20 protein-coding genes and 1 pseudogene are annotated in these 25,828 nt (G+C 66.9%); 12 read left to right on the top strand and 9 right to left on the bottom strand.

Annotated elements, in window-relative coordinates:
* Nucleotides 1–207 precede the first annotated feature (207 nt).
* Nucleotides 208–831, bottom strand: coding sequence for an OmpW family protein (locus tag ACFJIT_RS10110; protein ID WP_379653541.1), 624 nt, complete (start codon nucleotides 829–831; stop codon nucleotides 208–210).
* A gap of 224 nt (nucleotides 832–1,055) precedes the next feature.
* On the opposite strand from ACFJIT_RS10110, the gene gap reads away from it, so the two are divergent.
* From gap to ACFJIT_RS10080, 6 genes and pseudogenes are all read left to right on the top strand, one after another.
* Nucleotides 1,056–2,060: a type I glyceraldehyde-3-phosphate dehydrogenase gene (gap, locus tag ACFJIT_RS10105; protein WP_379653540.1), complete on the top strand. Its 1,005-nt coding sequence runs from the start codon at nucleotides 1,056–1,058 to the stop codon at nucleotides 2,058–2,060.
* Nucleotides 2,061–2,290: 230 nt separating this feature from the next.
* On the top strand, nucleotides 2,291–2,803 hold the full coding sequence (locus tag ACFJIT_RS10100; RefSeq protein WP_379653539.1) for a hypothetical protein: 513 nt from the start codon (nucleotides 2,291–2,293) through the stop codon (nucleotides 2,801–2,803).
* Between the two features lie 824 nt (nucleotides 2,804–3,627).
* A complete protein-coding gene (locus ACFJIT_RS10095; RefSeq protein ID WP_379653538.1) occupies nucleotides 3,628–4,803 on the top strand; it encodes a phosphoglycerate kinase in 1,176 nt (391 codons plus the stop codon).
* 75 nt (nucleotides 4,804–4,878) lie between these two features.
* The gene (locus tag ACFJIT_RS10090; protein WP_379653537.1) at nucleotides 4,879–5,541 is read left to right on the top strand and encodes an HAD-IA family hydrolase; all 663 of its coding nucleotides are present in this window, start codon (nucleotides 4,879–4,881) and stop codon (nucleotides 5,539–5,541) included.
* Between the two features lie 185 nt (nucleotides 5,542–5,726).
* A pseudogene (gene pyk / locus ACFJIT_RS10085) lies at nucleotides 5,727–7,197 on the top strand (pyruvate kinase).
* Between the two features lie 70 nt (nucleotides 7,198–7,267).
* Nucleotides 7,268–8,272 (top strand): class I fructose-bisphosphate aldolase, encoded by a 1,005-nt coding sequence (locus ACFJIT_RS10080; protein ID WP_130561822.1) that lies wholly within the window; start codon nucleotides 7,268–7,270, stop codon nucleotides 8,270–8,272.
* 237 nt (nucleotides 8,273–8,509) lie between these two features.
* Here the strand turns inward: ACFJIT_RS10080 and ACFJIT_RS10075 are convergent, their stop codons facing one another.
* The 6 genes from ACFJIT_RS10075 to ACFJIT_RS10050 form a co-directional block, all read right to left on the bottom strand.
* Entirely contained in the window at nucleotides 8,510–9,373 is an 864-nt protein-coding gene (locus ACFJIT_RS10075; RefSeq protein ID WP_130561823.1) for an A24 family peptidase, read from the bottom strand.
* Between the two features lie 3 nt (nucleotides 9,374–9,376).
* A complete protein-coding gene (locus ACFJIT_RS10070) occupies nucleotides 9,377–10,639 on the bottom strand; it encodes a type II secretion system F family protein (RefSeq protein ID WP_130561824.1) in 1,263 nt (420 codons plus the stop codon).
* 141 nt (nucleotides 10,640–10,780) lie between these two features.
* The gene (gene pilB, locus ACFJIT_RS10065; RefSeq protein ID WP_130561825.1) at nucleotides 10,781–12,505 is read right to left on the bottom strand and encodes a type IV-A pilus assembly ATPase PilB; all 1,725 of its coding nucleotides are present in this window, start codon (nucleotides 12,503–12,505) and stop codon (nucleotides 10,781–10,783) included.
* A 208-nt stretch (nucleotides 12,506–12,713) separates the two neighbouring features.
* Entirely contained in the window at nucleotides 12,714–13,160 is a 447-nt protein-coding gene (locus ACFJIT_RS10060) for a pilin (RefSeq protein WP_130561826.1), read from the bottom strand.
* Nucleotides 13,161–13,511: 351 nt separating this feature from the next.
* Nucleotides 13,512–14,975 carry a sigma-54 dependent transcriptional regulator gene (locus tag ACFJIT_RS10055; protein ID WP_130561827.1) on the bottom strand — a complete coding sequence of 488 codons (1,464 nt, stop codon included), beginning with the start codon at nucleotides 14,973–14,975 and terminating at the stop codon, nucleotides 13,512–13,514.
* A gap of 91 nt (nucleotides 14,976–15,066) precedes the next feature.
* Nucleotides 15,067–16,695 (bottom strand): PAS domain-containing sensor histidine kinase, encoded by a 1,629-nt coding sequence (locus ACFJIT_RS10050; RefSeq protein WP_130561828.1) that lies wholly within the window; start codon nucleotides 16,693–16,695, stop codon nucleotides 15,067–15,069.
* A gap of 188 nt (nucleotides 16,696–16,883) precedes the next feature.
* On the opposite strand from ACFJIT_RS10050, the gene sucC reads away from it, so the two are divergent.
* The 3 genes from sucC (at nucleotide 16,884) to tsaB (ending at nucleotide 20,072) form a co-directional block, all read left to right on the top strand.
* Complete coding sequence (gene sucC, locus ACFJIT_RS10045; protein ID WP_130519285.1) at nucleotides 16,884–18,053, top strand: ADP-forming succinate--CoA ligase subunit beta; 1,170 nt, start codon at nucleotides 16,884–16,886, stop codon at nucleotides 18,051–18,053.
* 23 nt (nucleotides 18,054–18,076) lie between these two features.
* Nucleotides 18,077–18,952 carry a succinate--CoA ligase subunit alpha gene (gene sucD / locus ACFJIT_RS10040; protein WP_130519284.1) on the top strand — a complete coding sequence of 292 codons (876 nt, stop codon included), beginning with the start codon at nucleotides 18,077–18,079 and terminating at the stop codon, nucleotides 18,950–18,952.
* A gap of 400 nt (nucleotides 18,953–19,352) precedes the next feature.
* Complete coding sequence (tsaB, locus tag ACFJIT_RS10035) at nucleotides 19,353–20,072, top strand: tRNA (adenosine(37)-N6)-threonylcarbamoyltransferase complex dimerization subunit type 1 TsaB (RefSeq protein ID WP_130561829.1); 720 nt, start codon at nucleotides 19,353–19,355, stop codon at nucleotides 20,070–20,072.
* A gap of 287 nt (nucleotides 20,073–20,359) precedes the next feature.
* On the opposite strand, the gene ACFJIT_RS10030 is transcribed toward tsaB, so the two are convergent.
* On the bottom strand, nucleotides 20,360–21,235 hold the full coding sequence (locus ACFJIT_RS10030) for an energy transducer TonB (protein ID WP_130519280.1): 876 nt from the start codon (nucleotides 21,233–21,235) through the stop codon (nucleotides 20,360–20,362).
* An 8-nt stretch (nucleotides 21,236–21,243) separates the two neighbouring features.
* Nucleotides 21,244–22,194, bottom strand: a complete 951-nt coding sequence (gene gshB / locus ACFJIT_RS10025; RefSeq protein ID WP_130523588.1) for a glutathione synthase — start codon at nucleotides 22,192–22,194, stop codon at nucleotides 21,244–21,246.
* 196 nt (nucleotides 22,195–22,390) lie between these two features.
* On the opposite strand from gshB, the gene pilG reads away from it, so the two are divergent.
* From pilG to ACFJIT_RS10010, 3 genes are all read left to right on the top strand, one after another.
* Nucleotides 22,391–22,792 carry a twitching motility response regulator PilG gene (pilG, locus tag ACFJIT_RS10020; RefSeq protein ID WP_130561830.1) on the top strand — a complete coding sequence of 134 codons (402 nt, stop codon included), beginning with the start codon at nucleotides 22,391–22,393 and terminating at the stop codon, nucleotides 22,790–22,792.
* Nucleotides 22,793–23,140: 348 nt separating this feature from the next.
* Nucleotides 23,141–23,671, top strand: coding sequence for a chemotaxis protein CheW (locus ACFJIT_RS10015; RefSeq protein ID WP_130519341.1), 531 nt, complete (start codon nucleotides 23,141–23,143; stop codon nucleotides 23,669–23,671).
* Nucleotides 23,672–23,747: 76 nt separating this feature from the next.
* Nucleotides 23,748–25,781, top strand: coding sequence for a methyl-accepting chemotaxis protein (locus ACFJIT_RS10010; protein WP_130519273.1), 2,034 nt, complete (start codon nucleotides 23,748–23,750; stop codon nucleotides 25,779–25,781).
* The last annotated feature ends 47 nt before the right edge of the window (nucleotides 25,782–25,828 follow it).

The raw sequence follows: 25,828 nt of genomic DNA, 5'->3' as shown, positions 1-25,828 counted from the left end.
CAACATCCGGCTTTCGACACGAGCGCCGGATGATACCCGCGCGCCCGCGCCGGCTCGATGTCGCTGATGCACCGCGGCGCTGCATGCCGACCCATGCGTTGCTACGTGTCACAAACCGAAAACCGCCCTCCGTGGCGGCAAGACACCCGGCCATCCCGGCCGGCCCCCATCGGGCATGCGCGCGTCGCCAGCGACGCGCGCGCCTGCTCAGAAGCGGTAGACCCAGGCCGCGCCGTAGACCATCGGATCGATGTTGGCCGTGCCCAGCTTGGCCCCGTTGAGCTTGACCTTGGTGTCGATGTCGGCCCAGCGCACGTCCACGCGCAGGGCGCTGCGCGCGTTCAGCGCGAAGTCCAGGCCGGCGTGCGCGGCCAGGCCCGAGGAGTCGCCCAGGTCCAGGTCGCTACCGGCCAGGGCGCCCTTGGCGTCGGTGCTGAAGAACTTGGTGTAGTTCACGCCCAGCCCCACGAACGGCGACACCTTGCCGGCGCTGTTGAAGTGGTACTGCAGCGACACCACCGGCGGCAGCTGCTTGGTGGTGCCGACCTTGCCCAGGCCCTTGATGTTGATATCGTGCTGGAACGGCCAGGCGGCCAGCACCTCGAGGCCCAGGTTGTCGGCCACGAAGTACTCGCCGGTGATGCTGGGGCGGGTGCTGCTGTCCACGCTGACCGGCAGCGTGCCGCCGGCCAGCTTGCCGTTGTCCGACTTCGGATTGACCTGGTGGATGCCGACGCCGACGGTGATCTCGCCGCGCGACTGGGCGGCGGCCTGGAGGCAGACGCCGCCCAGGGCCAGGGCGAGCAGGCAGGGGAGGAGGGACTTGCGCATGACGATGAGGCTCCGTTGTGTGTGGCGCACATGCTCCAACCGGGCCCGGGCGCCCGCCTTGATCCGGATCAAGGCGCACGGCGGGCGGCTGCCGTCCTGGCATCGCCGCCGGATTCAGCCCGGTGCGGCTCACGACCCGGCGGCAACGGGGCGCGCTGCTAGAATGCGGGCCCCTTCACCGCCGCGTCGCGCACCCGCGTGCCGCTTACAGGAGTCCTCCAGCAATGAGCATCAAGGTAGGCATCAACGGCTTCGGCCGCATCGGCCGCAATGTGCTGCGTTCGGCCGTGCAGAATTTCGAGGGCGAGATCGAGATCGTCGCCATCAACGACCTGCTCGAACCCGACTACCTGGCCTACATGCTGCAGTACGACTCGGTGCACGGGCGCTTTGAGGGCACCATCTCGGTCGAGGGCACCACGCTGATCGTCAACGGCAAGAAGATCCGCCTGACCGCCGAGCGCGACCCGGCCGCGCTGAAGTGGGACGAGGTGGGCGCCGAGGTGGTCATCGAGTCCACCGGCATCTTCCTCACCAAGGACGGCGCGCAGAAGCATCTGGACGCCGGCGCCAAGAAGGTCATCCTGTCCGCGCCGTCCAAGGACGACACGCCGATGTTCGTCTTCGGCGTCAACGACAAGACCTACGCCGGCCAGGCGATCATCTCCAACGCCTCGTGTACCACCAACTGCCTGGCGCCGCTGGCCAAGGTGATCAACGACAAGTGGGGCATCAAGCGCGGCCTGATGACCACCGTGCACGCCGCCACCGCGACGCAGAAGACCGTCGATGGCCCGTCCAACAAGGACTGGCGCGGCGGCCGGGGCATCCTGGAGAACATCATTCCCTCGTCCACCGGTGCGGCCAAGGCCGTGGGCGTGGTGATCCCCGAGCTCAACAAGAAGCTGACCGGCATGAGCTTCCGCGTGCCGACCTCCGACGTGTCGGTGGTGGACCTGACCTGCGAGCTGGAAAAGCCGGCCACCTATGCCGAGATCTGCGCCGAGATGAAGGCCCAGAGCGAAGGCGCGCTGAAGGGCGTGCTGGGCTACACCGAGGACAAGGTCGTGGCCACCGACTTCCGCGGCGAGACCCGGACCTCGGTCTTCGATGCAGAGGCCGGCATCGCCCTGGACTCCACCTTCGTCAAGCTGGTGTCCTGGTACGACAACGAATGGGGCTACTCCAACAAGTGCCTGGAGATGGTCAAGGTCGTCGCGGGCAAGTAAGCCGCGCGATTCAGGACAAGGGCGCCTTTCGGGCGCCCTTTGTCTTGATGCGGTCACGAGAGTCGGGTAGACCGCGCCAGGCGGCGCGGGTGAGGGAGCCCGGTAGTGCGGCAACGGGGGTGCGGGTCTCTTTTTTCGGGCCGGGTGTCGTGCTATCAATCACCCGCGGATCGTCCAACGGCCCGTGCCGTGGGCAGGGAAGCGAATTTCACTCAAGGGGTAAGTGTTTCATGAAGATCAAGCAATGGTTTGGAAGCGGCCTGATTGCAGTGGCCGCCGTGCTGATGGCGCCGGGTGCATGGGCGCAGACGGCCGACATCTTCGACATCGATTACGTGCAGGGCCACCTGGTGGCCGGCAAGACGACCAAGGCCCAGGTGCTGGAGAGCTTCGGCGAGCCGACCTCCAAGAAGGCCAAGCTGAGTTCGTCCGGCGGCGCCTCCGAGACCTACGTCTACATCAAGGGCGCGGCCAAGAAGCCCGCGGCTACGGCCGGCACAGGCTTCGGCAAGATGGTGGGTTCGCTGCGCGGCGTGCTGGGCGATGTCTCCGACCTGACCGGCAAGAATGTCGGCGGTGAGGTGGCCTCCAACAGCTATCGCGCACAGCGCAGCGCCAACGCCGCCGACCGCCTGTCCGCACGCGCGGGCACCGACGCGGATGCATCGGCCGAATCCGATGGCGCCTCGCGGCTGACCATCCAGCTCCAGGGCGGCGTGGTGACTTCGTTCGATATGGAGTGAGGCGCGCCCTGCGGTCGCTTGCGCTTAGACCCCGCGCCCAAAAGCGCGGGGTTTTTCGTTTGGATCGTCTCCGCAGTGCAGGGAGTAAACCGTGAGCGAGGTCGGCGAACGGATTTCGCCAACCAGCCTCGACGCGGCTGGGCGTTGCTCCTCGGCTCGGTCCGCCCTCCTGGCGGACTCACCGCCGCGGGCCATCCCTGGCCCGCTCTCCGCACGCCCGCCCGGGGCGATGCTCCGCAGTTGCTAAGTCACGACTTCTTTCGACCCGAGGGCGTGGTGCAAGCGCTCTGCTCCCTCCCTTTCGCCGCAGGCGAAGGGGAGGGTCGGGGTGGGGTGCTGTTGCTCTTCGCTTTCGGCGGCTTGACCGGTAAAGCCCCGACCCCTCCCCATCCTTCCCCTGCGCTGCGCGCAAGGGAGGGGGCCTCAAGTCGCAAACCGAAGTCCTGTGACTTGACGCGCGCAGCAGCGGGCCGGCGGGCGGCGGCCGCGCCTAGCGAGGCAGGAGCCGAGCGCCCGAATCAGGGCAGGATGCCCTGATTGAGGGATAAGCGGCTGCCGCCCGCCGGACCGCTGCCCATCCGAAGCGGGAACGGCAAAGCGCCCAGATACTTGGAGGCGAGAAACCCACTTGGGCGCCAGAGTGGCAAGTGAGCGCCTCGGGATGCGACATACAAGACCCGCCATGTCCTGCAACGCAGCCTCCAGTACCAGGCTTGTGTTGCCGGTTCTATCGATCCACTGGGATTTCAACGAAGCAGGTTTGCCGCTCTCCCGCACAGCGCGGACAATGGGCGCCTGATCTTTCCCCTGCACAGGACCCAAGCATGACCATCGTCCGCATGAGCGACCTCGACCTGTCCGGCAAGCGCGTGCTGATCCGGCAGGATCTCAACGTGCCGATCGAAAACGGCCAGATCACCTCCGAACAGCGCATCACCGCCTCGGTGCCGACCCTCAAGGCCGCGCTGGAGCAGGGCGCCGCGGTGATGGTCACCTCGCACCTGGGCCGGCCGAAGGAGGGCACCTGGAGCGGGGAGGATTCGCTGGCGCCGGTGGCCGAGCGCCTGACCGCCCTGCTGGGCACCAAGGTCGAGCTGGTGCGCGACTGGGTCGACGGCGTGGACGTCAAGCCCGGCCAGATCGTGCTGCTGGAAAACTGCCGCATGAACGTGGGCGAGGCCAAGGACGACGAGACGCTGGCGAAGAAGTACGCCGCCCTGTGCGACGTGTTCGTCATGGATGCCTTCGGCACCGCCCACCGCGCCCAGGCCTCCACCCACGGCGTGATCAAGTACGCGCCCATCGCCGCCGGCGGCCCGCTGCTGATGGCCGAGCTGGACGCCCTGGGCAAGGCGCTGGACAACCCGGCCAAGCCGCTGCTGGCCATCGTCGCCGGCAGCAAGGTCTCGACCAAGCTCGAGCTGCTGTCCAACCTGGTCGGCAAGGTCGACCAGCTGATCGTCGGCGGCGGCATCGCCAACACCTTCATCGCCGCGGCCGGCTATAGCGTCGGCAAGTCGCTGTGCGAGCCGGACCTGATCGGCACCGCCCAGCAGATCGTCGCCGATGCCAAGGCGCGCGGCGCCGAGATCCCGCTGCCCACCGATGTGGTGGTGGCCAAGCAGTTCCTGCCCGACGCCCCCGCGACGGTGAAGCGCGTCGATGCGGTCGAAGCCGATGACCTGATCCTGGACATCGGCCCGGACACCGCCCAGGCCTACGCCGCACTGATCGCCAAGGCCGGCACGGTGGTGTGGAACGGCCCGGTCGGCGTGTTCGAGTTCGACGCCTTCGGCAAGGGCACCGAGACCCTGGCGCGCGCGATCGCCGCCTCGCCGGCGTTCTCCATCGCCGGCGGCGGCGACACGCTGGCGGCCGTGGACAAGTACGGCATCGCCAAGGACGTGTCCTACATCTCCACCGGCGGCGGCGCCTTCCTGGAGTTCCTGGAAGGCAAGACCCTGCCGGCGGTCGCGGCACTGGAAGCGCGCGGCAGCTGATCGGCGCGCCGCTGTCACTTCAGAGGCCCGGCCCTGAAAAGCCGGGCCTTTTCGCTTCTTATTCGAGGTATCCGCATGACTTCGCTTCCCACCCTGTTCTTCGACCTGGATGGCACGCTGATCGATTCCGAGCCCGGCATCGTCAACGGCATCGCGCATGTATTCGCGTCCCTGCAGCGGCCGACGCCGTCGCGCGAGGCGCTGCACGCGTGGATCGGGCCGCCGATGCGCGACAGCTTCCAGGCCGCGTTCGGCGACGAGGATTTGGTGGCACGCGCGCTGACGCTCTATCGGCAGCGTTACGACACGCTGGGCTGGACCGAGCTGACTGTGTACCCCGGCATTCCTGAGCTGATCGAAGCGCTGGCGCAGGCCGGCCATCGGCTGGCGGTGGTGACCTCGAAGAACGAGCGCGCGGCGCGGCGCATCCTGGGCGCACTGCCGTTCGGCGCGGCGTTCGAGGAAATCGTCGGCGCCAGCGACGACGGGGCCCGCCGCTTCAAGCGCGACCTGATCACCGAAGCGCTGACGCGGCTGCAGGTCTCCGCATCCGACTGCGTGATGATCGGCGACCGCCGCATGGACATCGAGGGTGCCGCGGCGCACGCGATGCGCAGCATCGGCGTGCTGTGGGGCTTCGGCGATCGCGACGAACTGCTTGCCGCAGGCGCCGGACAGGTGGTCGAGACGCCGTCCGCGCTGGCCGGCGCGCTCGGCGTCGCGCTGCGGCGCAGTTGAATACCATTACAAGGCCATTTCAGCTCTTCGCTTTCTGAAGCCGCAGGAGCCAAGGCCTTTTCATATCAATAAGTTGGCTAAAGACGGGCGCTGCGGAGCGCTGCAGCCTTGTTCCATGCTGCAGTGCAGAAGCGGACCACCACCAGTCCTGTGGTAGCGTTTACGGCAAGACGGAGACCCTCGCCATGACCCAATCCAACGCCCGCCGCACCAAGATCCTGGCCACCCTTGGCCCCGCCACCGACCCGCCTGGCGTGCTGGAGCACCTGCTGCGCGCCGGCGTGAACGTGGTGCGGCTCAACTTTTCCCATGGCGACCCGTCGGCCCAGCGCGATCGCGCCGAGGCCGTGCGCAGCGCCGCCAACAAGCTCGGCCTGGAAGTGGGCATCCTGGCCGACCTGCCCGGTCCCAAGATCCGCATCGAGCGCTTCGCCCAGGGCAAGGTGCAGTTGAAGACCGGCGCGCGCTTCGACCTGATCGCGCGCGAAGGCGTGCCGGCCGGCGATGAGACCCAGGTCGGCGTGAGCTACCTCGACCTGCCGGGCGACGTGGCGCCGGGCGATGTGCTGCTGCTGGACGACGGCATGATGCAGCTGCGCGTCACCGCCGTGGAAGGCGAGCGCATCGTCACCCAGGTGCTCAACGACGGCGTGCTGTCCGACCGCAAGGGCCTGAACAAGCAGGGCGGCGGGCTGTCGCTGGGTGCGCTCAGCGACCGCGACCGCGAGCTGATCGCCATCGTCGCCGACATCGGCGTGGACTTCATCGCCGTCTCCTTCTGCCGCAACGCGGCCGACATGGAGGAGGCGCGCAGCCTGGCGCGCAAGCACGGCAGCGACGCCTTCCTGGTGTCCAAGATCGAGCGTACCGAGGCCATCGAGAACCTGAAGGAGATCGTCGGCGCCAGCGACGTGGTGATGGTCGCGCGCGGCGACCTGGGCGTGGAAATCGGCGATGCCGAACTGCCCTGGTCTGCAGAAGCAGATCATTCGCGAGTCGATCGAGCAGAACAAGGTCGTCATCACCGCGACCCAGATGCTGCAGTCGATGGTCGAGAGCCCGCTGCCCACCCGCGCCGAGGTCATGGACGTGGCCAACGCGGTCATCGACGGCACCGATGCGGTGATGCTCTCGGCCGAGACCGCCGCCGGCACCTACCCGGTGCGCGCGGTCGAGGCGATGGCGCGCATCTGCGTCGGTGCCGAGCGCTCGTTCTCGATGGATACCGACTTCGAGGCGGCCCAGCGCAACCTGCAGCGCGCCGACCATGCCATCGCGATGGCCACGATGTTCCTATCCGAGCACATCAAGCTGGGCGGCGTGGTGGCCTTGAGCGAATCCGGCGGCACGGCGGGCTTCCTGTCGCGCTTCCGCTCCACCGTGCCGGTCTATGCGTTCTCGCGCCATGGCGGCGCGCGCCGGCGCATGGCCTTGATGCGCGGCGTCCATCCCATTGCCTTCGACAGCCGTGGCATGGTCCCGCGCGAGGCCGCGCGCGCCAGCATCCAGATGCTGGTCAAGGCCGGTGCGCTGGGCCCGGGCGACCGCGTGGTGTTCACCAGCGGCGAGCACATGGAGACCCACGGCGCCACCAACACCCTGCGCCTGCTGGAAGTGGGCGAAGACGGCCGCGCCAGCGGGCTGGGCGAGCTGTAAGCCGCACCTGGGCGATGAGGGGGCGCCGCTATACTGCGGCCCCCTCGCAGTGCGTTCTCCAGGAGCTCCAATGAGCATCGAATCGCTCGCCGAAACCGCGCAGGCGCTGGTCGCCCCCGGCAAGGGCATCATCGCCATCGACGAATCCACGGCCACCATCGGCAAGCGTTTCGCCGCGGTCGGCATCGAGAACACCGAGGCGCATCGCCGTCGCTACCGCGAGCTGCTGCTGACCACGCCCCGGCTGAGCGATCACATCTCCGGCGCGATCCTGTTCGAGGAGACCCTGCGCCAGAGCACCGAGGACGGCACCCCGTTCCCCAAGTACATGGACAGCCACGGCCTCATCCCCGGCATCAAGGTCGATAGGGGCACTTCGCCCCTAGCCGGCTGCCCGGGTGAATTGGTGACCGAGGGCCTGGACGGCCTGCGCGACCGGCTCAAGGCCTACTACGCCCTGGGCGCGCGCTTCGCCAAGTGGCGCGCGGTGATCACCATCGGCGAGGACATCCCCTCCGGCACCTGCATCGAGGTCAACGCCCACGCCCTGGCGCGCTACGCGGCGCTGTGCCAGGAGCAGGGCCTGGTCGCCATCGTCGAGCCGGAAGTGCTGATGGACGGCGACCATGACATCCAGGTCTGCTACGAGGTCACCGAGGCGATGCTGCGCTCGCTGTTCGGCGCGCTGCACGATCAGGGCGTGCTGCTGGAGGGCACGCTGCTCAAGGCCTCGATGGTCGTGCCGGGCCAGGACTGCGAGGAGCGGGCCGACATCGAGGAAGTCGCCGAGTCGACCCTGATGTGCCTCAAGAGCACCGTGCCGGCGATCCTGCCGGGCATCGTCTTCCTCTCCGGCGGCCAGTCCGACGCGGACGCCACCGCGCACCTGGATGCGATGAACCGCCTCGGCAACCTGCCATGGCCTTTGAGTTTCTCTTACGGCCGCGCCATGCAGCAGGCCGCGCTGGCTCACTGGGCCAAGGACCCGGTCGGCAACTTCGCCAAGGCACAGGCCATCGTGCTGGAGCGTGCGAAGGAGAACGGGCTGGCGGCGCTGGGGAAGTGGAAGGGGTAGGGCGCGGGCCCGCGGCGATGAGGGTCGGCGGATCTGCGCTGAAGTGGCACCTGGCGTTGCCGTTGAGGATGGCCTTTGCGCGGTATGCAGCCGGTGGCGCGGAAAGTGAGCTCGTCATCCCCGCGAAGGCGGGGATCCAGCGGCTCTCCCTGGGCTCCACACTCACTTGAGCGCACCTAACGAAAAACGCCGGCTTCGAGCCGGCGTTTCATCATCAAGGGTCGAATCGGCCGCGCGTTACCGCAGCCCCGACAGCCGCAGATATCCGTCGATGATCTGGTCGCCCCAGAAGAACACCACCCATCCGGCCACGGCCAGATAAGGCCCGAACGGGATCTGCGTCGAGCGGTCGCGCCCCTTCGTCGCCAGCCACGCCGCACCCACCACGGCGCCGATCAGCGAGGAGAACAGGATCACCGGCAGGATGCCGCGCAATCCGACCCATGCGCCGATCGCGGCCAACAGCTTGAAGTCGCCGTGGCCCATGCCTTCCTTGCCGGTGAGCTGCTTGAACAGCCACCACACCGACCAGAGCGACACATAGCCCGCCATCGCCCCCAGCAACGCGGGCTTGGGCGGCAGATAGAGATGCTCCAGGCTGGAGACCAGCCCCAGCCACATCAGTGGCAGCGTCAAGGTATCGGGCAACAGCCGCGTGCGCAGATCGATCCCCGACAGCGCCACCAGGAAACAACTCAACACTGCCGCGCCAAAGCCCTGCCAGCCGAAACCGAAGCGCCACACGCAGAGCACCGCCAGCAGTCCGACCAGCAGCTCGACCGCCGGATACTGCACCGAAATCGGCGTATGGCAGTACCGGCACTTGCCGCGCAGCGCCAGCCAGCTGAACAGCGGAATGTTCTCGAACCAGGCCAGCTTGTGCTTGCAGTGCGGGCAATGCGAAGGCTCGACCACGATCCCGGGCGGCGGCGGGTCGTACAGATCCGGCTGCTCCAGGATCTCGGTGGCATCGCGCCGCCACTGCCACTCCAGGCGCCGCGGCAGCCGCAGGATCACGACATTGAGGAAGCTGCCGACCATCAGGCCGAGCGCGCCCACCACCGGATACCCCAGCTCGGGGTGTTGATCGAGAAACGCCATGGATCAGCCGACCACTTCGCCCAACTTGAATATCGGCAGGTACATGCCGATGACCATGCCGCCGACAAGCACACCCAGAATCACCATGATGGCTGGCTCGATCAGACTGCTCAGCGCATCGACTGCATTGTTCACTTCCTGCTCGTAGTACTCAGCCACCTTGAACAGCATCGTGTCCAGCGCACCTGCCTCCTCACCGATTGCGGTCATCTGGATCACCATATGCGGAAACAGGTTGGTCTGCTTCATTGCCATGTTGACCGGATAACCGACCGCTACGTCATCGCGGATGCGGAACACCGCCTTCTCGTAGACCGTGCTGCCTGTGGCACCTGCGACAGTGTCCAGCGCTTCTACCAGCGGAACGCCTGCCTTAAAGGTGACCGCCAACGTGCGCGCAAAACGGGCGATGGCGCTGTTGTTGAGGATCTGGCCGATCACTGGGACCTTGAGCAGCGCGCGGTCGAGTGCATGCTGCATTGGAAGGGAGCGCTTGAGCGCGAAGATGAAAGCGAAACCACCGCCACCAACAACCAAAAGGGCAAGCCACCAATATGAGGTTGCTACCCTGGAGGCGGCCACGATCAGCTTGGTGAAGGCGGGAAGATCTGCGCCAAATCCAGCGAAAACCGCCTCAAACTGAGGGACGACAAAAATGAGCAAAATCGCACTGACAATCAGCGCAACCGCGATCGTCATTGCAGGGTAGAACAGCGCCTTCTTGATTTTTCCCTTCAAGGATTCAAGGTTCTCCTTGTAGGTGGCAATCGTATCCAGCACGGTCTCCAGGACGCCCGCGCCTTCGCCGGCCCGAACCAGGTTGCGGTACAACTCGTCGAACTGAACGGGGAACTTGCCGATCGCCTCGGATAGCGACGAGCCGCCTTCGATGTCCGTCCTGATCGCTTCGATCATCTTCTTCATTCGCGGGTTTTTGTGTCCGCCGCCGATGATCTCCAGCGAAGTGATAATCGGCACACCCGACTTCATCATGGTCGCCATCTGACGGCTGAAAAACGCGATATCACCTTGTTTGATCGGCTTGCCTGCCGAGCCGAACAGTGGTTTGGGCTTGGGCTTGAGGACGGAAGGCGTGATGCCCTTGCCGCGCAGTTCCGCCCTTAGCAGATTGGCGTTACGCGCCTCCTGCTCGCCCTTCATCTTGACGCCGCGCTTGTCGGTCCCTTGCCAAACGAAGGTGACCAACTGCTTGGTGTCACGCGTGACCGGTACGGATTTCTTGGCGGCTGAACGGCTTACGGCCATGTGCGTTCCCCAGTTGCCGGCATCCCCATGCCGGGTAGCTCGACCCGCATGGTAGCGGGTTCTGCTGGCAAAACAACGTGCAAGTGCGCGATTTCACTGGGCATTTGTCCAGTGTCTCCGTCCTTTTTGGACGGACTTTGCTCAGTCCTTGGTGACCCGGTTGATCTCGGCCAGGCTGGTCAGCCCCTGCTTGACCTTCCATAGGGCCGACTGGCGCAGGTCACGGATGCCCGAACGCTGCGCGGCCTCGGCGATCTGAATGGCGCCACCGCCCTCCAGGATGATCGTGGCGATCTCATCGGTCATCGGCATGACCTGGTAGATGCCCACGCGTCCTTTGTAGCCTTCAGTGCACTCGTCGCAACCCACCGCCTCGAAGACGGTAAACCCCTCGTCCAGCTCTGCTTGGCTGAACCCCTCGGCCAGCAGCGCCTTGGCCGGGATCGTGGCGGATCGCTTGCAGCGTGGGCACAGGCGGCGCGCCAGGCGCTGCGCGATGACCAGGGTCACCGAACTGGTGATGTTGTAGGGCGCGATGCCCATGTTCATCAGGCGCGCGATGGTCTGCGGTGCATCGTTGGTGTGCAGGGTCGAGAGCACCATGTGGCCGGTCTGGGCGGCCTTGACGGCGATCTCGGCCGTCTCCAGGTCGCGGATTTCGCCGACCATGATGATGTCCGGGTCCTGGCGCAGGAACGAGCGCAGCGCCGCGGCGAAGGTCATGCCGCGCTTGTTGTTCTGCTGGACCTGGTTGACGCCGGGCAGGCGGATTTCGACCGGGTCCTCGGCCGTGGAGATGTTGCGCGTGTCGTCGTTGAGGATGCCCAGCGCCGTATACAGCGACACGGTTTTGCCGGAGCCGGTCGGGCCGGTCACCAGCACCATGCCGTAGGGCTTGTGGATGGCATCCAGGAACAGCTTCTGCTGGTCCTCCTCGTAGCCCAGCTTGTCGATGCCCAGCTTGGCGGCGCTGCCATCCAGGATACGCAGCACGATCTTCTCGCCGAACAGCGTCGGCAGGGTGCTGACACGGAAGTCGATCTGGCGGGTCTTGGATAGGTTGAGCTTGATGCGGCCGTCTTGCGGAACGCGCTTTTCGGCGATGTCCAGCTGCGACATGACCTTCAGGCGCGCGGCGATGCGCTGGTTGAGCTTCTGCGGGGCCCGCGCGACGGTCTTGAGGATGCCGTCGATGCGTAAGCGCACACGGTAGTCGGTCTCGTATGGCTCAAAATGAATGTCAGAAGCCCCCTTGCGGATGGCATCGACCAGCATTTTGTTGACGAACTTAACGACTGGCGTATCCTCACCCTTGGCGTCGATGCCTGTGTCGCCGCTCTCCTCGTCGCCTGCCGCCGTGTCCAGGCTGCCGAAATCCTCGTCGTCGCCACCCATCCCGGCGAGCGAGTCGGAGGCATTACTCCATGTTTCCAGCGTCCTTCTAAGCTGGTCATCAGCGACCAGAATCGGCTCCACAGCAAGGTTCGTATGGAACTTAATTTCGTCGAGACCTTGCATGCGCGTCGGGTCGGAGACCCCGACGTACAGCTTGTTGCCACGCTTGAACATGGGCAGGATTTGGTGCTTTTGCAGCAGTTCCTCGCTGACCAATTTCAGAGCGTTTTGAGCAGGGTCGAACGCTGACGCATCAATCAAAGGAATGCCAAACTCGATGGCGTTGGCAGCAGCAAGCTGGGCAGGGCTTACAAGCTTCATCTCTTGTATCCACTGCGCCAATGGAATCTTGGCATGAGATGCTTCGGCCATCGCGGTGCGAGCGGCGCCTTCTTCAAGCGCGCCATCCATCACGAGGCGGCGGGCGATTCCAGTAATGCCGACAAGGTTAGGAGATGCAATTGCGTTCATGCGCAATGATTCTTTCTCTTCTGTTTGACGACAGATTAGCGCGTTTCGCGTCTAGCTGAGAGATGTTCACTCAAGACTATCGGATCGACCTGGATCGACCGCGCTGGTTAGGGAAAATTCCACAGGCTCTGGCCCAGACGTGGATTGGCGCCTAAAAAAAAGCCTCCAATCTCTTGGAGGCTCTCTTAAACAAGTTAGTTAAGCTGAATCATGCGCCCTTACAGCTGCTGGGCAGGTACTTCTGCTTGATCGTGCCTGTGCAGGTCCAGACGATCGTGCCGTTCGGCGGAGTGTTGGCAGCAAGAGCGGCCCCGCCGGCGGTCGGCGTCAGAACAACAGTACCATTGCCGGCCTTGGCGGTCGTTGTAACAGTGATCACGCCTGTGGCTGCGGCAATCGCAGTGGAGGTCACGTTGGGGGACTTATCAGCCGCGGTGGTCAAGGTTGCGCCGGTGCCAAGATCCGCCGCGCCTTGGGCGGCATTCTCGGCGACAGTGACCTTCAGGCCATCTGCTAGCACCATAGCTTCTGAAACGCGCGACCGCACAACGTAATCTTGATACGCCGGCAGCGCGATGGCGGCCAGGATGGCGATGATGGCGACCACGATCATCAGTTCGATGAGGGTGAAGCCGCCCTGCATGTTCTTCTTCATGAGCAATTCCTTCGAAGGGTGGTGGAACTGGTTGAGGGACACTGTCTCCCCGTGTCCCTGGGATGTCGCGGACCGTGGGCGCCGTGGATACCCACGTGCGGGAGGTACTCAGCACGAAGCGTGCCAACATCGTCATCGCCTCAAGGCCTATCGGTGGGCAACTCACCCGCGTTTAGGCAGTTGCGCGATGAGCTATCGATCCGCTTCTGCCTTGCTGCGTCAAAAAGTGACGCATCTCGTCAGCTGTTGGTCGCTGGGGAAAGATTTGTAGGGAGAAGCTGAGCGAAGTCTCAGTTCAAGTCGCACACCAAGTCTCACTTCTGGGTTGCCTATCAGTGCGTGGCCTCGGGCTCATTCGATGCCGAGCTTCTTGAGCTTGTAGCGCAGGGCGCGGAAGGTGATGCCGAGCTGGGCCGCAGCCTTGGTCTTGTTCCAGCGGTTGTCCTCCAGGGCCTTGTGAATGGCGGCGCGCTCCATCTGTTCGATGTAGGAGGGGAGCGGGCCTTCGGCTTCATTGGCCGTTGGCGCGGACGAGGCGCCGGATTGCGACGGCAGGCCTTGGCCGAACTGGGGAGTGGGTGCGGAGCGGAACGGGTCGTAGTCCTGGGGCGGCGGGGACTGTGGGGGAGGCTGCGCCGCGGCAGATCGGCGCTCACCCTGCGGCAGGCGCAGATCGCTGGCGTCGATGGCGTCCTCGTCGGCCATGGCCATGGCGCGCTCTAGGATGTTCTCCAGCTCACGGACGTTGCCAGGGAAGGCGTACTGCGACAGCGCATCCGCCGCGGCTGGGGTCAGGCGCGGGGCCGGGCGTCCCTGGCTGCCTGCCAGCCGGTTAAGGATGGCGCCGGTCAGCTGCGGCAGGTCGCCGGTGCGTTCGCGCAGCGGCGGCACGCGCAGTTCGATGACGTTGATGCGGTAGTACAGGTCGTGGCGGAAGCGGCCGTCGTGGGCCAGTTCGCCCAGGTCCTTGTGGGTGGCCGACAGAATGCGCACGTCGACCTGGATCTCGCCCGAGGCGCCGACCGGGCGAACGGCCTTCTCCTGGATGGCGCGCAGCAGCTTGACCTGCATGGGCAGCGGGAGTTCGGCCACCTCGTCCAGGAACAGGGTGCCGCCGCTGGCCGCCTGGAACAGGCCCTGCTTGTCGGCGTGTGCGCCGGTAAAGCTGCCTTTCTTGTGGCCGAAGAACTCGCTTTCCATCAGCTCGGCCGGGATCGCGCCGCAATTGACCGGCACGAAGGGACCCGACGAGCGCGCGCCCTGCTCATGAATCGTGCGGGCCACCAGCTCCTTGCCCACGCCCGATTCGCCGAGGATGTAGACCGGCGCCTGGCTGCGGGCGACCTTGGCGATGGTGTCGCGCAGCTCGCGCATCGCCGACGACTCGCCCAGCAGGCGCATCGCGTGCTGGGCAGGCGCGGGCGCCGGCGAGGGGCGCTCGACGTTGTTGAGTTCAAGCGCGTGCTTGACCAGGCCGCGCAGGACGTTGATGTCCACCGGCTTGCTGACGAAATCGAAGGCACCCGCCTTGAGCGCCTCCACCGCCAGCTCGACATTGCCGAATGCAGTGATCATCGCCACCGGCGTCTTGGGGAACTGCCGCGAGATCTCGCCCACCAGCTCGATGCCGTTGCCGTCGGGCAGTCGCATGTCGGTGAAGCACAGGTCGTAGGCATTGCGGGCCAGCAGCGCGCGCGCCTCGCCCAGGTTGGCAGCGGTGTCGATGCGGATGCCCATGCGGCCCAGGGTGAGGGTCAGCAGTTCGCGGATATCGCGTTCGTCATCGACGATCAGGGCGCTTCGGGGGTCGCTCATCGTGGTCTCGCGTGGTTCGCCGCCAGTCTACCGGCTGAACGGGCCGGCGAGCGAGAGGCGCGCCGCGGATATCGGCCCAACCCCTCACGCGTCAGTTCGTCAGCAGGGCGTTGGGCCCGGGCATGGCGATGCGGAAACAGCTGCCGCCTCCGGGCACCGAGACATAGTCCAGCGTCGCCTGGTTGGCCCGGCACAGCTCCTGGGCGATGTACAGGCCCAGCCCGGTGCCGTGCTCGGAGGTGGTGAAGAACGGCCGGAACAGCTGCGCCGCGACCGAGGGCGGAATGCCGGGTCCACGATCAAGCACGTCGATCATGGCACGCTTGTCGAGCTGGAACACGCGCAGGCGCACGCGCGCCGGCTCGCCTGGCAGGCGGCCGTAGTTGAAGGCGTTGTGGACCAGCACCGTGCAGACCTGGTGCAGGTGGCGCGGATCGACCAGGGCGGTGACCTGATGCCTGCCGGTAACCGCTTCCAGGCTGTCGGTCTCGATCGACATCGACTGCTGGTACTCGTCGACGAACTGGCGGGTGAAGAGGTTGAGGTCGGTGTGCTCGGGAATGGCGCGCTCGCGCCGGGCCAGGCCGAGCACGCTTTCGACGATGCCGTTGGTGCGCTGGCACTGCTGATGGATGATGCCCAGCAGATGGCGATCGCTGGCGTTGAACTCGCGCGACTCTTCCAGCAGCTGCACGGCGTAGTTGATGGCGGCCAGGGGATTGCGGATCTCGTGGGCCAGGCTGGCCGAGAAGCGTCCCAGCGCGGCCAGGGTCAGCGATTCGGCCCGGCGCGAGACCACCGTGGCGTCGTCCAGGAACACCAGCGAGAGGTCGCTGCCGGCCAGCAGGCGGGCGAAGCGCGGCTGGATGTCCGGCTGGTCGGGCGAGAGCGCCAGCGGTGTCTCGTCCTGCTGCCAGCCGTTGCGCCAGCGCTGCATGCGCCGGGCCAGCTCCGGCGACACGTTCTGCAGCAGGTTGCCCTCACTGGCCTCGGGCACTTCCGCGACTGCGCCGAGCAGGGCGGTCGCCGCCTCGTTGGACAGGCGGATGCGCCCGCCGCCATCGACCACCAGCACGCCGGTGCGCATGCGGCGGATGATCAGCTCGTTGACCTCCACCAGGTTGGCGACCTCGGCCCCCCGTTCGTCCGCCAACTGTTGGCTGCGCCGCGCGCGCAGGCCGACCTGCACCGACAGCAGGCCCACGGCCAGGTAGCTGATGCAGAACATCACGACCTCGGCCACAGGCCGCGGGGGTGCGTTCAGCGCGAAAGCGGCCACCAGGTACTGACCAAAGTGCGCGGCCGTCGCGGCCACGGCCACGCCGATGCCCCAGCGTAGCGGCAGCAGGGCGCAGGCGGCGGCCACGTTGAACAGCAGCAGCATGGCCACGCCCTGTGCGGACGGGGGCAGGGCGGAGGTCACCACGCAGGCCACGGCGATGTCGACGCCGACGCCGATCGTCACGATCGGCAGCAGGTGCTTCTCGTTGCGGCCGAAGATCAGCATCGCCGCCGAGAACACTAGGTAGAACACGGTGAGACAGGTGACCAGCAAGGGCGACTGGATGTCGTCCCCGCCCAGGATGTCCGAGAGCGGGCTGAACAGGATGCCGGCCAGAATGCCGGCCTCCAGGACCCGGTACAGGGCCAGCGAATACAGCTCGCGCCGCGGAACCGAGGCCAGTGGCAGGGTCGGCGTCTTGGCGGGCCCGTTACTCAAGTTGGACGAATCCTTCCACTGGATGGAACGAACCCGAGTATAGGAGCCCGGCGCCAAAACCGCCGCTTTTGCGTCGCAACAGCGCCATGGGCGACAATGTGCGGCCCATCGGCGCCCAGGCTGCCCCCGTCTTGAGGAGGGCGCGCCGACGCGCGCGATGCGTACTGACCTTATCTATACGGTGACGCATGAATTTCCACGAATACCAGGCAAAACAACTGCTTGCCGAATACGGCATCCCGGTCCCGGCCGGCAAGGTCGCTGCGACCCCGGACGAAGCGGTTGAAGTGGCCAAGTCGCTGGGGCAGGGCCCTTGGATGGTCAAGGCCCAGATCCACGCCGGTGGCCGCGGCAAGGCGGGTGGCGTCAAGTTCTGCAAGACGACCGACGATGTGAAGGCGGCCGCGGCCAAGATGCTCGGCACCAAGATGGCGACCTACCAGACCGCCGGCGTCGAGCTGCCGATCGGCCTGGTGCTGGTGACCACCGCCGGCGAGATCGTCAAGGAGCTGTACCTGTCGGTTCTGGTCGACCGTGGCACCAAGACCATCACCTACATCGCCTCTTCCGAGGGCGGCATGGAGATCGAGCAGGTCGCCGCCGAGACCCCGGACAAGATCCATACGCTCAACGTTGACTTCGTCGAGGGCGTGCAGGGCTACCACGGCCGCGACATCGGCTTCAAGCTGGGCCTGACCGCCAAGCAGGCCGGCCAGCTGGCCAGCATCATGGTCAACCTGTACCGCATCTTCAACGACAAGGACCTGGCGCTGGTCGAGATCAACCCGCTGGCGATCCTGGACGATGGCAACCTGTACGCGCTGGACGGCAAGTTCAACAGCGACGACAACGCCAACTTCCGTCACAAGGATCTGGTCGCCATGCGCGACAAGACCCAGGAAGATCCGACCGAGGTGATCGCCTCGGAGCTGGACATCAACTACGTGACCATGGACGGCAATATCGGCTGCATGGTCAACGGCGCCGGCCTGGCCATGGCCACCATGGACGTGATCAAGCTCAACGGCGGCGAGCCGGCCAACTTCCTGGACGTGGGCGGCGGTGCCAACAAGCAGCGCGTGATCGAGGCCTTCAAGCTCATCCTGTCCTCGGACAAGGTGCAGGGCATCTTCGTCAACATCTTTGGCGGCATCGTGCGCTGCGACATGATCGCCGAGGGCATCATCGCCGCGGTCAAGGAAGTGGGCGTCAAGGTGCCGGTGGTCGTGCGCCTGGAAGGCACCAACGTGGAGGAAGGCAAGCAGCTGCTGCGCGACAGCGGCATGGCCATCATCCCGGCCGACAACATCAACGACGGCGCCAAGAAGGTCGTTGAAGCCGTCAAGAACGCCGCCTGATCCACGACACCGAAGGAAATCCAATGTCTGTCCTTATCAACAAGAACACCAAGGTGATCGTGCAGGGCTTCACCGGCCAGCAGGGCACCTTCCACGCCACCCAGATGCTCGATTACGGCACCCAGGTGGTCGGCGGCGTGACCCCCGGCAAGGGCGGCACCACCCACCTCGAGCTGCCGGTGTTCAACACCGTGGCCGATGCGGTGCAGGCCACCGGCGCCGACGCCTCGGTCATCTACGTGCCGCCGCCGTTCGCGGCCGACGCCATCCTGGAAGCGGCCGCGGCCGGCATCAAGGTCATCGTGTGCATCACCGAGGGCATCCCGGTGCTGGACATGCTGCGCGTCAAGAACGTGCTCACCCGCGCCCATCCGGACACCGTGCTGATCGGGCCGAACTGCCCGGGCGTCATCACTCCGGGCGAGTGCAAGATCGGCATCATGCCGGGCCACATCCACAAGCCGGGCAAGATCGGCATCGTCTCGCGTTCGGGCACGCTGACCTATGAAGCGGTCAAGCAGACCACCGAGGTCGGCCTGGGCCAGAGCACCTGCATCGGCATCGGCGGCGACCCGATCAACGGCCTGAACTTCGTCGACTGCCTCAAGCTGTTCAACGAAGACCCGCAGACCGAAGGCATCATCATGGTCGGCGAGATCGGCGGCGACGCCGAGGAAGCCGGCGCCGAGTACATCGCCAAGCACGTCAAGAAGCCGGTCGTCGGTTTCATCGCCGGCGCCTCGGCCCCGGCGGGCAAGCGCATGGGCCATGCCGGTGCGATCGCCTCGGGCGGCAAGGGCACGGCCGAAGGCAAGTTCGCGGCGATGGAAGCCGCGGGCGTCAAGACTGTCCGCTCGCCGGGCGATCTGGGTGCCGCGATCGCTGCGCTGGTCAAGTAAGCAGCGCCGCCAGCTGCTTGTTGCACACGACGGGTCGCCTTCGGGCGGCCCGTTTTGCTTTTGGCGCCTTCGCGCGGCCGACGGCGGCTCGAAGTGAAGCGCGAGGTCAGCGTTTCGCTTCGGCTTTCGCTGCAGAAGGCCAAGCGCCGTCGACGAACCTTCTATCGTCTTTCCCGCGAAAGCGGGAACCCAGTGCCTCTGGCTCCTGCGCGCGTAAGTCGCTGGGTTCCCGCTGTCGCGGGAACGACGGTAATGAGCACTTTCCCCAGCAGTCGCAAGCTGTGCTCGTGTGCATGGCAGCGACGGGGAGGCCTGTGAGCACAGGCAACCTTGGCGCGTTTGGCCGCGCCGGTGCGAGGGCGCAGAATGGCGCACTGTTTCTTCGCTCCCGATCCGCCGCATGCGCCTGCTCGCCTTTGAAACCTCCACCGAAGCCTGTTCGGTTGCCCTGTCCGTCGATGGTCAGGTGATCGAGCGCTTTGAGCTCGCGCCGCGTCGCCATGCCGAACTGGCGCTGCCGTGGGCGCAGGCGCTGCTGGACCAGGCGGGCGTGGCCAAGTCTCAGCTCGATGCGATCGCGGTGGGACGCGGGCCCGGCGCGTTTACTGGCGTGCGCCTGGCGATCGCGCTGGGCCAGGGCCTGGCGCTGGCACTGGACCGGCCGCTGCTGTCCGTGTCGACGCTGCAGGCCCTGGCGCTGCGCGCCCCTGCCGAGGCCACCCGCGTGATGGCCGCGATCGACGCGCGCATGGGTGAGGTGTATTCCGCCTGCTATCGCCGCCAGGGCGAGGTGCTGGAGGCGCTGGATGCCGAGACGGTGGGCGCGCCCGAGGCGGTCGCGCTGGCCGATGGTGAAGGCGGGTGGCAGGCCGTGGGCACCGGATTCGCCGCGGTCGACGGCGCCCTTGCCGCGCGGCTGCAGGACCAACTCATCGCCGTGGACGCAGGCGCGCTGCCGCATGCCGCCGACGTGGCCACCCTGGCGCTGCAGGCCTGGGCGCGCGGTGAGCGCCCGTCTCCCGAATCCGTCGAACCGGCCTACTTGCGCAACAACGTGGCGCTGACGCTGGAGGAACAGCAGGCGCTGCGCGCGGCGAAGGCGGCGAAGACAGGAGGATGAATATGTGGGGCCTTGTGCGAAGCGGCTTCTTCGGGAAAGCCTGATCGCCGCCAGGGCAGCTCACACGATGCGATGCGCAGCGTGCCTGGGGGGGCGCCTGTATCTTCACATTACTCGTGGCCTCGTAGAGCGGAGCTTGCTCCGCTGAGGCTTTGCCAACGATCCGGCACAAGCGCAGCGGAGCAAGCTCCGCTCTACAGGGGGTGGTCAACGGTGGCGAGGCGGATCCGTCGGCACCGCCCACCGGCTCTCATCTGTCCGCTCTGCCGCCCGTGTTTTGCGCGGACCTACTGATCGCGCAGCTCACCCGCCGGCAGGAACACCCAAGTCCGGGTGACGTGCAGGATGTCCACGTGCTCGTCGGTGTCGGGCAGAGGCGGGAAGGGCGCGGCCAGCGCGACCACGCGCAGGGCGGCCGAATCCAGCAGCGGCACGCCGCTGGACTGGATGATCCGGCTCTGTTCGACCGTGCCGTTGCGGCGCACCGCCACCGAGATCACCACCTGCCCGGACAGGCGCTTGCGGCGCGCCTCGTCGGGATAGTTGAGGTTGCCCACGCGCTCGGCGCGGTCGACCCAGGCGCGCAGATAGTTGGCCCAGGCGTACTCCTGGGTGCTGGCCGAGACGAACTTGCGCTTGGGCCGCTTGGCGTACAGGTCCGAGCGCAGATGGATTTCGGCGGCCAGGCGCGCCATTTCCATGTCGTGCTCGATCTTCTGCTCGCCCGGCGGCAGGTCCGGCCGGTCCGGACGCGGATGCGCTTCCTGCGGCGGGACGATGATGTCCGAATCGGCGGTGGTGACGACCCGGGTCTGCGGCGGTGGGGCGGCGTCGGGCGCCTGCGCGCGCAGCGGCACCGGCGAGACGCCGGCCTCGGCCTGCGGCACCACGCCGGCCTGGCTTTCGCGCGGCCGCCGCGACTTCTGCGCATCGCCGCCGCCCTGCTGGCTGGCGGCCGCCAGGAAGTCGGCCTGCTTGGGCGTCAGCGGCGTGCTGGTCTGGCTGAGGATCACGTCCAGGGTCGGCACCACCGGCGCGTTGTCGTCCAGCGCGAAGCCCAGCCCGAGCAGCACGATGCCGTGGATCAGCACCGACAGCGCCAGGGTGGCGCCGAGTCGGGCGTTCTCGTCGAGCGGGGGCGCGGGCAGCGCGGCGGACGACATGGCGCGGATCAGGCCGCGAGCTTGCGCTCGATCGCGTCGAACAGCTGGCCGGCGATGTTCAGGCCGAACTGGGCGTCCAGCTCGCGTACGCAGGTCGGGCTGGTGACGTTGACCTCGGTCAGGTAGTCGCCGATCACGTCCAGGCCGACGAACAGCATGCCATGCGCCTTCATCGCCGGGCCGACCTGGCTGGCGATCCAGCGGTCGCGCTCGCTGATCGGGCGGCCCTCGCCGCGGCCGCCGGCGGCCAGGTTGCCGCGGAACTCATCGCCCTGCGGGATGCGCGCCAGGCAGTAGTCGATCACCTCGCCGTCGACCAGCAGCACGCGCTTGTCGCCGGCGCTGATGTCCGGGATGAACTTCTGCGCGAGCGCCAGTTTGCGGCCGCCGTCGGTCAGCGTTTCCAGGATCACGTTAAGGTTGGGATCGCCGGTGCCGGTGCGGAAGATCGAGCGCCCGCCCATGCCGTCCAGCGGCTTGAGCACCGCCTGACCGTGCTCGTGGACGAAGGCCTTGAGCTCGGCGGCGCTGCGGCTGACGCGCGTGGGCGGGCAGCACTGCGGGAACAGCAGCGCGGCCAGCTTCTCGTTGTAGTCGCGCAGGCCCTGCGGGTTGTTGACCACCAGCGCGCCGGCGCGCTGGGCGATCTCCAGCACCTGCGTGTCGTAGACGTATTCCGGATCGACCGGCGGGTCCTTGCGCATCAGCACGACCTGGCCCGGGCCGAACACGGTCTCGGTCTCGGCCCCCAGGGTGAACCAGCCGGCCTTGTCGTCGGCCACGGTCAGCGGCGCGGTGCGCGCCAGGGCCGCACCGCCGCGCAGCGACAGCCCGCCCGGAATGACGTAATGCAGCCGGTGGCCGCGCCGCTGGGCCTCGAGCAACATGGCGAAGGTGGTGTCCTTGGCGATCTTGATCGACCCGATGGGGTCCATCACCACGATGACGTCGAGAGGCATGAGGCGTACAGGAAGGGGGTGCGACAGGGTCTTGATGGTAACAGGCGCCGGCCGCGCCCCACGGTTCTGCAATGGGCGTCACAGAGCGCGCGCCACCGGCTGCGCCGTCTTGACAGGCCGCGTGGACGGGTGGGATATAAGGCGCTTCGCAGCGATGCCGCCGATGAAGCGTCGCGCGCCAGGGGAATGCTCCGCCATGACAGACAACGATAGCCAGGCCGGTGGATTGGACGGCCTGCGGGTGATGGTGATCGACGATTCGAAAACCATCCGGCGCACGGCCGAGACCCTGCTCAAGCGCGAGGGCTGCGAGGTGGTGACCGCCACCGACGGCTTCGAGGCGTTGGCCAAGATCGCCGACCAGCAGCCGCAGATCATCTTCGTGGACATCATGATGCCGCGCCTGGACGGCTACCAGACCTGCGCGCTGATCAAGAACAACCAGGTCTTCAAGCGCACGCCGGTGATCATGCTGTCCTCCAAGGACGGCCTGTTCGACAAGGCGCGCGGGCGCATCGTCGGGTCCGAGCAGTACCTCACCAAACCGTTCACGCGGGAGGAGCTGCTCGAGGCCATCCGCACCCACGTCGCCGCCTGATAGAGCGTGCTATGCACATTGAGATGAGATGCGTTGGCTGTCAGCGGTGCGGAGGTGGTGTCGCGCGGTGCGGCCTTGGCTGGCTGCCAAGGCAAGCCGCGCGGCGCCGGCTCCGTGCCGCTGACGGCCAACCCGGAGGGAAGCGACCTGGCGCGCGCCGATACTGCGTTGCGCGCTTTGCCCAGGCGGCCAGCCTGGGCGGCAGCGCACGCCTTGTCTCGACACGCCCCAGGTCGCTTCGCACTCATCTCAATGTGCATAGCACGCTCTAGGGAACGCCATGGACGCCGTTTCCCATCGCCCCGCCGCCCACGCCTCCGGCCTCGCCTCGTCGCAGGTGTCGGCATGATCCGCACGCCTTTCGACATCCTGGCCGACTACGAGCGCCGCAGCCTGGCCCACGCGGTGGCCCTGCCGCAGGCGCGCGCCGAGGAGGATCAGTGGCGCGGGGTCGCCTACCGGATCGGGTCGCGCCGGCTGGTGTCCAGTTTCGATGAGGTGGTGGAGATCGTGCCGATCCCGCCGGTGACGCCGGTGCCCGGCGCGCAGCCGTGGATGCTGGGCGTGGGCAATCTGCGCGGCAACCTGTTCCCGGTGATCGACCTGAAGCAGTTCCTCCAGGGCGAGCGGACCGTGCTGCACGAGGGGCAGCGGGTGCTGGTGATGCGCCAGGCCGGTGGCGATGTGGCGCTGACCATCGACGAACTGTACGGGCAGCGCAGCTTCGGCCGCGACCAGGTCACCGCGCCTGGGGCGCTGGCCGATGGCCGCTTCGGACATTTCGTCTCGCAGGCGTTTTCCAGCGACGGCCAGGATTGGGGGGTGTTCGCGCTATCGCTGCTGGCGCGAACGCCGGAGTTCCGGCAGGCCGCGCAATAGCGCGGCGCCGGAGACGCAGCGCCGCTGGGGTGGCGGCGCGCGTGCATTCACTGATGTTCTTTTCGGGGATCAAGCAATGAGTACTGCCGCGGAAACGCCCAAGGCCAGGCTGGGCGGCATGGGGACCACGTTCTGGGCGATCCTGCTGGTGCTGTCCTTCCTGGTGGTGACGGCCAATACGGCCATGTCGACCTATCAGGGCAGCCGTTTGTCAGGCGCCGCCACCGGCGCGGCCGATCTGCAGGTGCTGTCCCAGCAGCTGGCCAACCAGGCCAACGAGGCCGTCGGCGGCAACGCCCCGGCCTACGCCGCGTTCAAGGCCACCCGCGGCCAGATCAACAAGACGCTGAGTGGCTTGCAGGAGCGCTTTGGCCAGGAGCCGGGCGTGCAGGGCGCGCTGCAGCAGCTGCTGACCACCTGGAAGCCGCTGGACGCCAGCGCCGGCCAGATCGTCAACGCCGAGCCGGCCGTGCTGGCGCTGGCCGGCAACGCCAACCGCTTCGGCGCGCAGGTGCCGCAGCTGCAGGCGCAGCTCAACGAGGTAGTGCGCGCCATGTCCGCCAGCGGCGCACCGTCCTCGCAGGTCTACAGCGCGCTGCAGCAGGTCGTGGTGGCCGGCCGCATGGCCCGCAACGTCACCGAGATGCGCGCCGGCGGCAGCACCGCGACCATGGCCGGCGACGCGCTGGCGCGCGATGCGCTGCTGTTCGGCCAGGTGATCGAAGGCCTGCGCAACGGCAACGAGGAGCTGGGCATCGCCCCGCTGCGCGTGCCGGCGGCGGTGCAGGCGCTGGAGCAGTCGCAGACGCTGTGGACCGGCATGAAGCGCGACCTGGACGCGATCCTGGGCAGTGCGCGCAGCCTGTTCGCCGCGCAGTCGGCCTCCGGTGCGATCACCGAGGGCTCGGGCAAGATGCTGGAGGACAGCAAGAAGCTGTTCGACGCGTTCTCCGCCTTCGGCTCGGTGCGCGATACGCGCGTGTTCCCCAACCTTTGGTACACCATCGTCGGCGGCGCCATCCTGGTGCTCTCGCTGATCGCGCTGCTCTACAGCCTCTACGCCGGGCGCCAGCGCGAGCAGGAAATCCGCTACCAGACCCAGGTCGAATACAACAGCCGCAACCAGCAGGCGATCATGCGCCTGCTCGACGAAATCTCCTCGCTGGGCGAGGGCGACCTGACGGTCAAGGCCTCGGTCACCGAGGACATGACCGGGGCGATCGCCGACGCGATCAACTACGCGGTGGACGAACTGCGTCACCTGGTGACCACGATCAACGACACCTCGGTGCAGGTGGCCGCCTCGACCCAGGAGACCCAGGCCACCGCGCTGCAGCTGGCCGAGGCGGCCAACCATCAGGCCGAGCAGATCACCACCGCCTCGGACCGCATCAACGAGATCGCGGTCAGCATCGAGGAGGTCTCGCGCAACTCCACCGACTCGGCCGAGGTGGCGCAGCGCTCGGTGCTGATCGCCACCGAGGGCGCGGGCGTGGTGCGCGAGACCATCCGCGGCATGGACCAGATCCGCGACCAGATCCAGGAGACTTCCAAGCGCATCAAGCGCCTGGGCGAGTCCTCGCAGGAGATCGGCTCGGTGGTGGAACTGATCAACGACATTTCCGAACAGACCAACATCCTCGCGCTCAACGCGGCGGTGCAGGCGGCCTCGGCCGGCGAGGCCGGGCGCGGGTTCGCGGTGGTGGCCGACGAAGTGCAGCGCCTGGCCGAACGCACCTCGGGCGCGACCAAGCGCATCGAATCGCTGGTCCAGGCGATCCAGGCCGACACCAACGAGGCGGTCAGCTCGATGGAGCAGACCACCTCCGAAGTGGTCTCCGGCGCGCGCCTGGCGGAGGACGCAGGCACGGCGCTGGGCGAGATCGAGCGGGTGTCCAGCGACTTGAACGAGCTGATCAAGAACATCTCCGCCGCCGCCCAGCAGCAGTCCACCGCGGCCCTGGACATCACCCAGACCATGGGCGTGATCCGCCGCATCACCCTGCAGACCTCGCAGGGCGCCGGGCAGACCGCCGAATCGATCGGACACCTGACCCAGCTGGCATCGGATTTGCGTCGCTCCGTGGCCGACTTCAAGCTGCCGGGCTGAGGACATTGAACGCATGACCAGCATCGTCCACCACCCGGCCTTCGGCA

The organism is Pseudoxanthomonas sp. UC19_8 (assembly GCF_042700505.1).
GTDB lineage: Bacteria > Pseudomonadota > Gammaproteobacteria > Xanthomonadales > Xanthomonadaceae > Pseudoxanthomonas_A > Pseudoxanthomonas_A winnipegensis.
Note: the sequence above shows the minus strand (reverse complement) of the source record. Positions and strands in the feature narration are given on the sequence as shown.

Coding starts and splice junctions, on each gene's coding strand:
- gap (WP_379653540.1), top strand. CDS start 1,056: ATGAGCATCAAGGTAGGCATCAACGGCTTCGGCCGCATCGGCCGCAAT.
- ACFJIT_RS10090 (WP_379653537.1), top strand. CDS start 4,879: ATGACTTCGCTTCCCACCCTGTTCTTCGACCTGGATGGCACGCTGATC.
- pilG (WP_130561830.1), top strand. CDS start 22,391: ATGACAGACAACGATAGCCAGGCCGGTGGATTGGACGGCCTGCGGGTG.
- pilB (WP_130561825.1), bottom strand. CDS start 12,505: ATGAACGCAATTGCATCTCCTAACCTTGTCGGCATTACTGGAATCGCC.
- ACFJIT_RS10100 (WP_379653539.1), top strand. CDS start 2,291: ATGAAGATCAAGCAATGGTTTGGAAGCGGCCTGATTGCAGTGGCCGCC.
- ACFJIT_RS10110 (WP_379653541.1), bottom strand. CDS start 831: ATGCGCAAGTCCCTCCTCCCCTGCCTGCTCGCCCTGGCCCTGGGCGGC.
- ACFJIT_RS10095 (WP_379653538.1), top strand. CDS start 3,628: ATGACCATCGTCCGCATGAGCGACCTCGACCTGTCCGGCAAGCGCGTG.
- ACFJIT_RS10055 (WP_130561827.1), bottom strand. CDS start 14,975: ATGAGCGACCCCCGAAGCGCCCTGATCGTCGATGACGAACGCGATATC.
- sucC (WP_130519285.1), top strand. CDS start 16,884: ATGAATTTCCACGAATACCAGGCAAAACAACTGCTTGCCGAATACGGC.
- ACFJIT_RS10070 (WP_130561824.1), bottom strand. CDS start 10,639: ATGGCCGTAAGCCGTTCAGCCGCCAAGAAATCCGTACCGGTCACGCGT.
- ACFJIT_RS10080 (WP_130561822.1), top strand. CDS start 7,268: ATGAGCATCGAATCGCTCGCCGAAACCGCGCAGGCGCTGGTCGCCCCC.
- sucD (WP_130519284.1), top strand. CDS start 18,077: ATGTCTGTCCTTATCAACAAGAACACCAAGGTGATCGTGCAGGGCTTC.
- ACFJIT_RS10075 (WP_130561823.1), bottom strand. CDS start 9,373: ATGGCGTTTCTCGATCAACACCCCGAGCTGGGGTATCCGGTGGTGGGC.
- ACFJIT_RS10030 (WP_130519280.1), bottom strand. CDS start 21,235: ATGTCGTCCGCCGCGCTGCCCGCGCCCCCGCTCGACGAGAACGCCCGA.
- ACFJIT_RS10060 (WP_130561826.1), bottom strand. CDS start 13,160: ATGAAGAAGAACATGCAGGGCGGCTTCACCCTCATCGAACTGATGATC.
- ACFJIT_RS10010 (WP_130519273.1), top strand. CDS start 23,748: ATGAGTACTGCCGCGGAAACGCCCAAGGCCAGGCTGGGCGGCATGGGG.
- gshB (WP_130523588.1), bottom strand. CDS start 22,194: ATGCCTCTCGACGTCATCGTGGTGATGGACCCCATCGGGTCGATCAAG.
- tsaB (WP_130561829.1), top strand. CDS start 19,353: ATGCGCCTGCTCGCCTTTGAAACCTCCACCGAAGCCTGTTCGGTTGCC.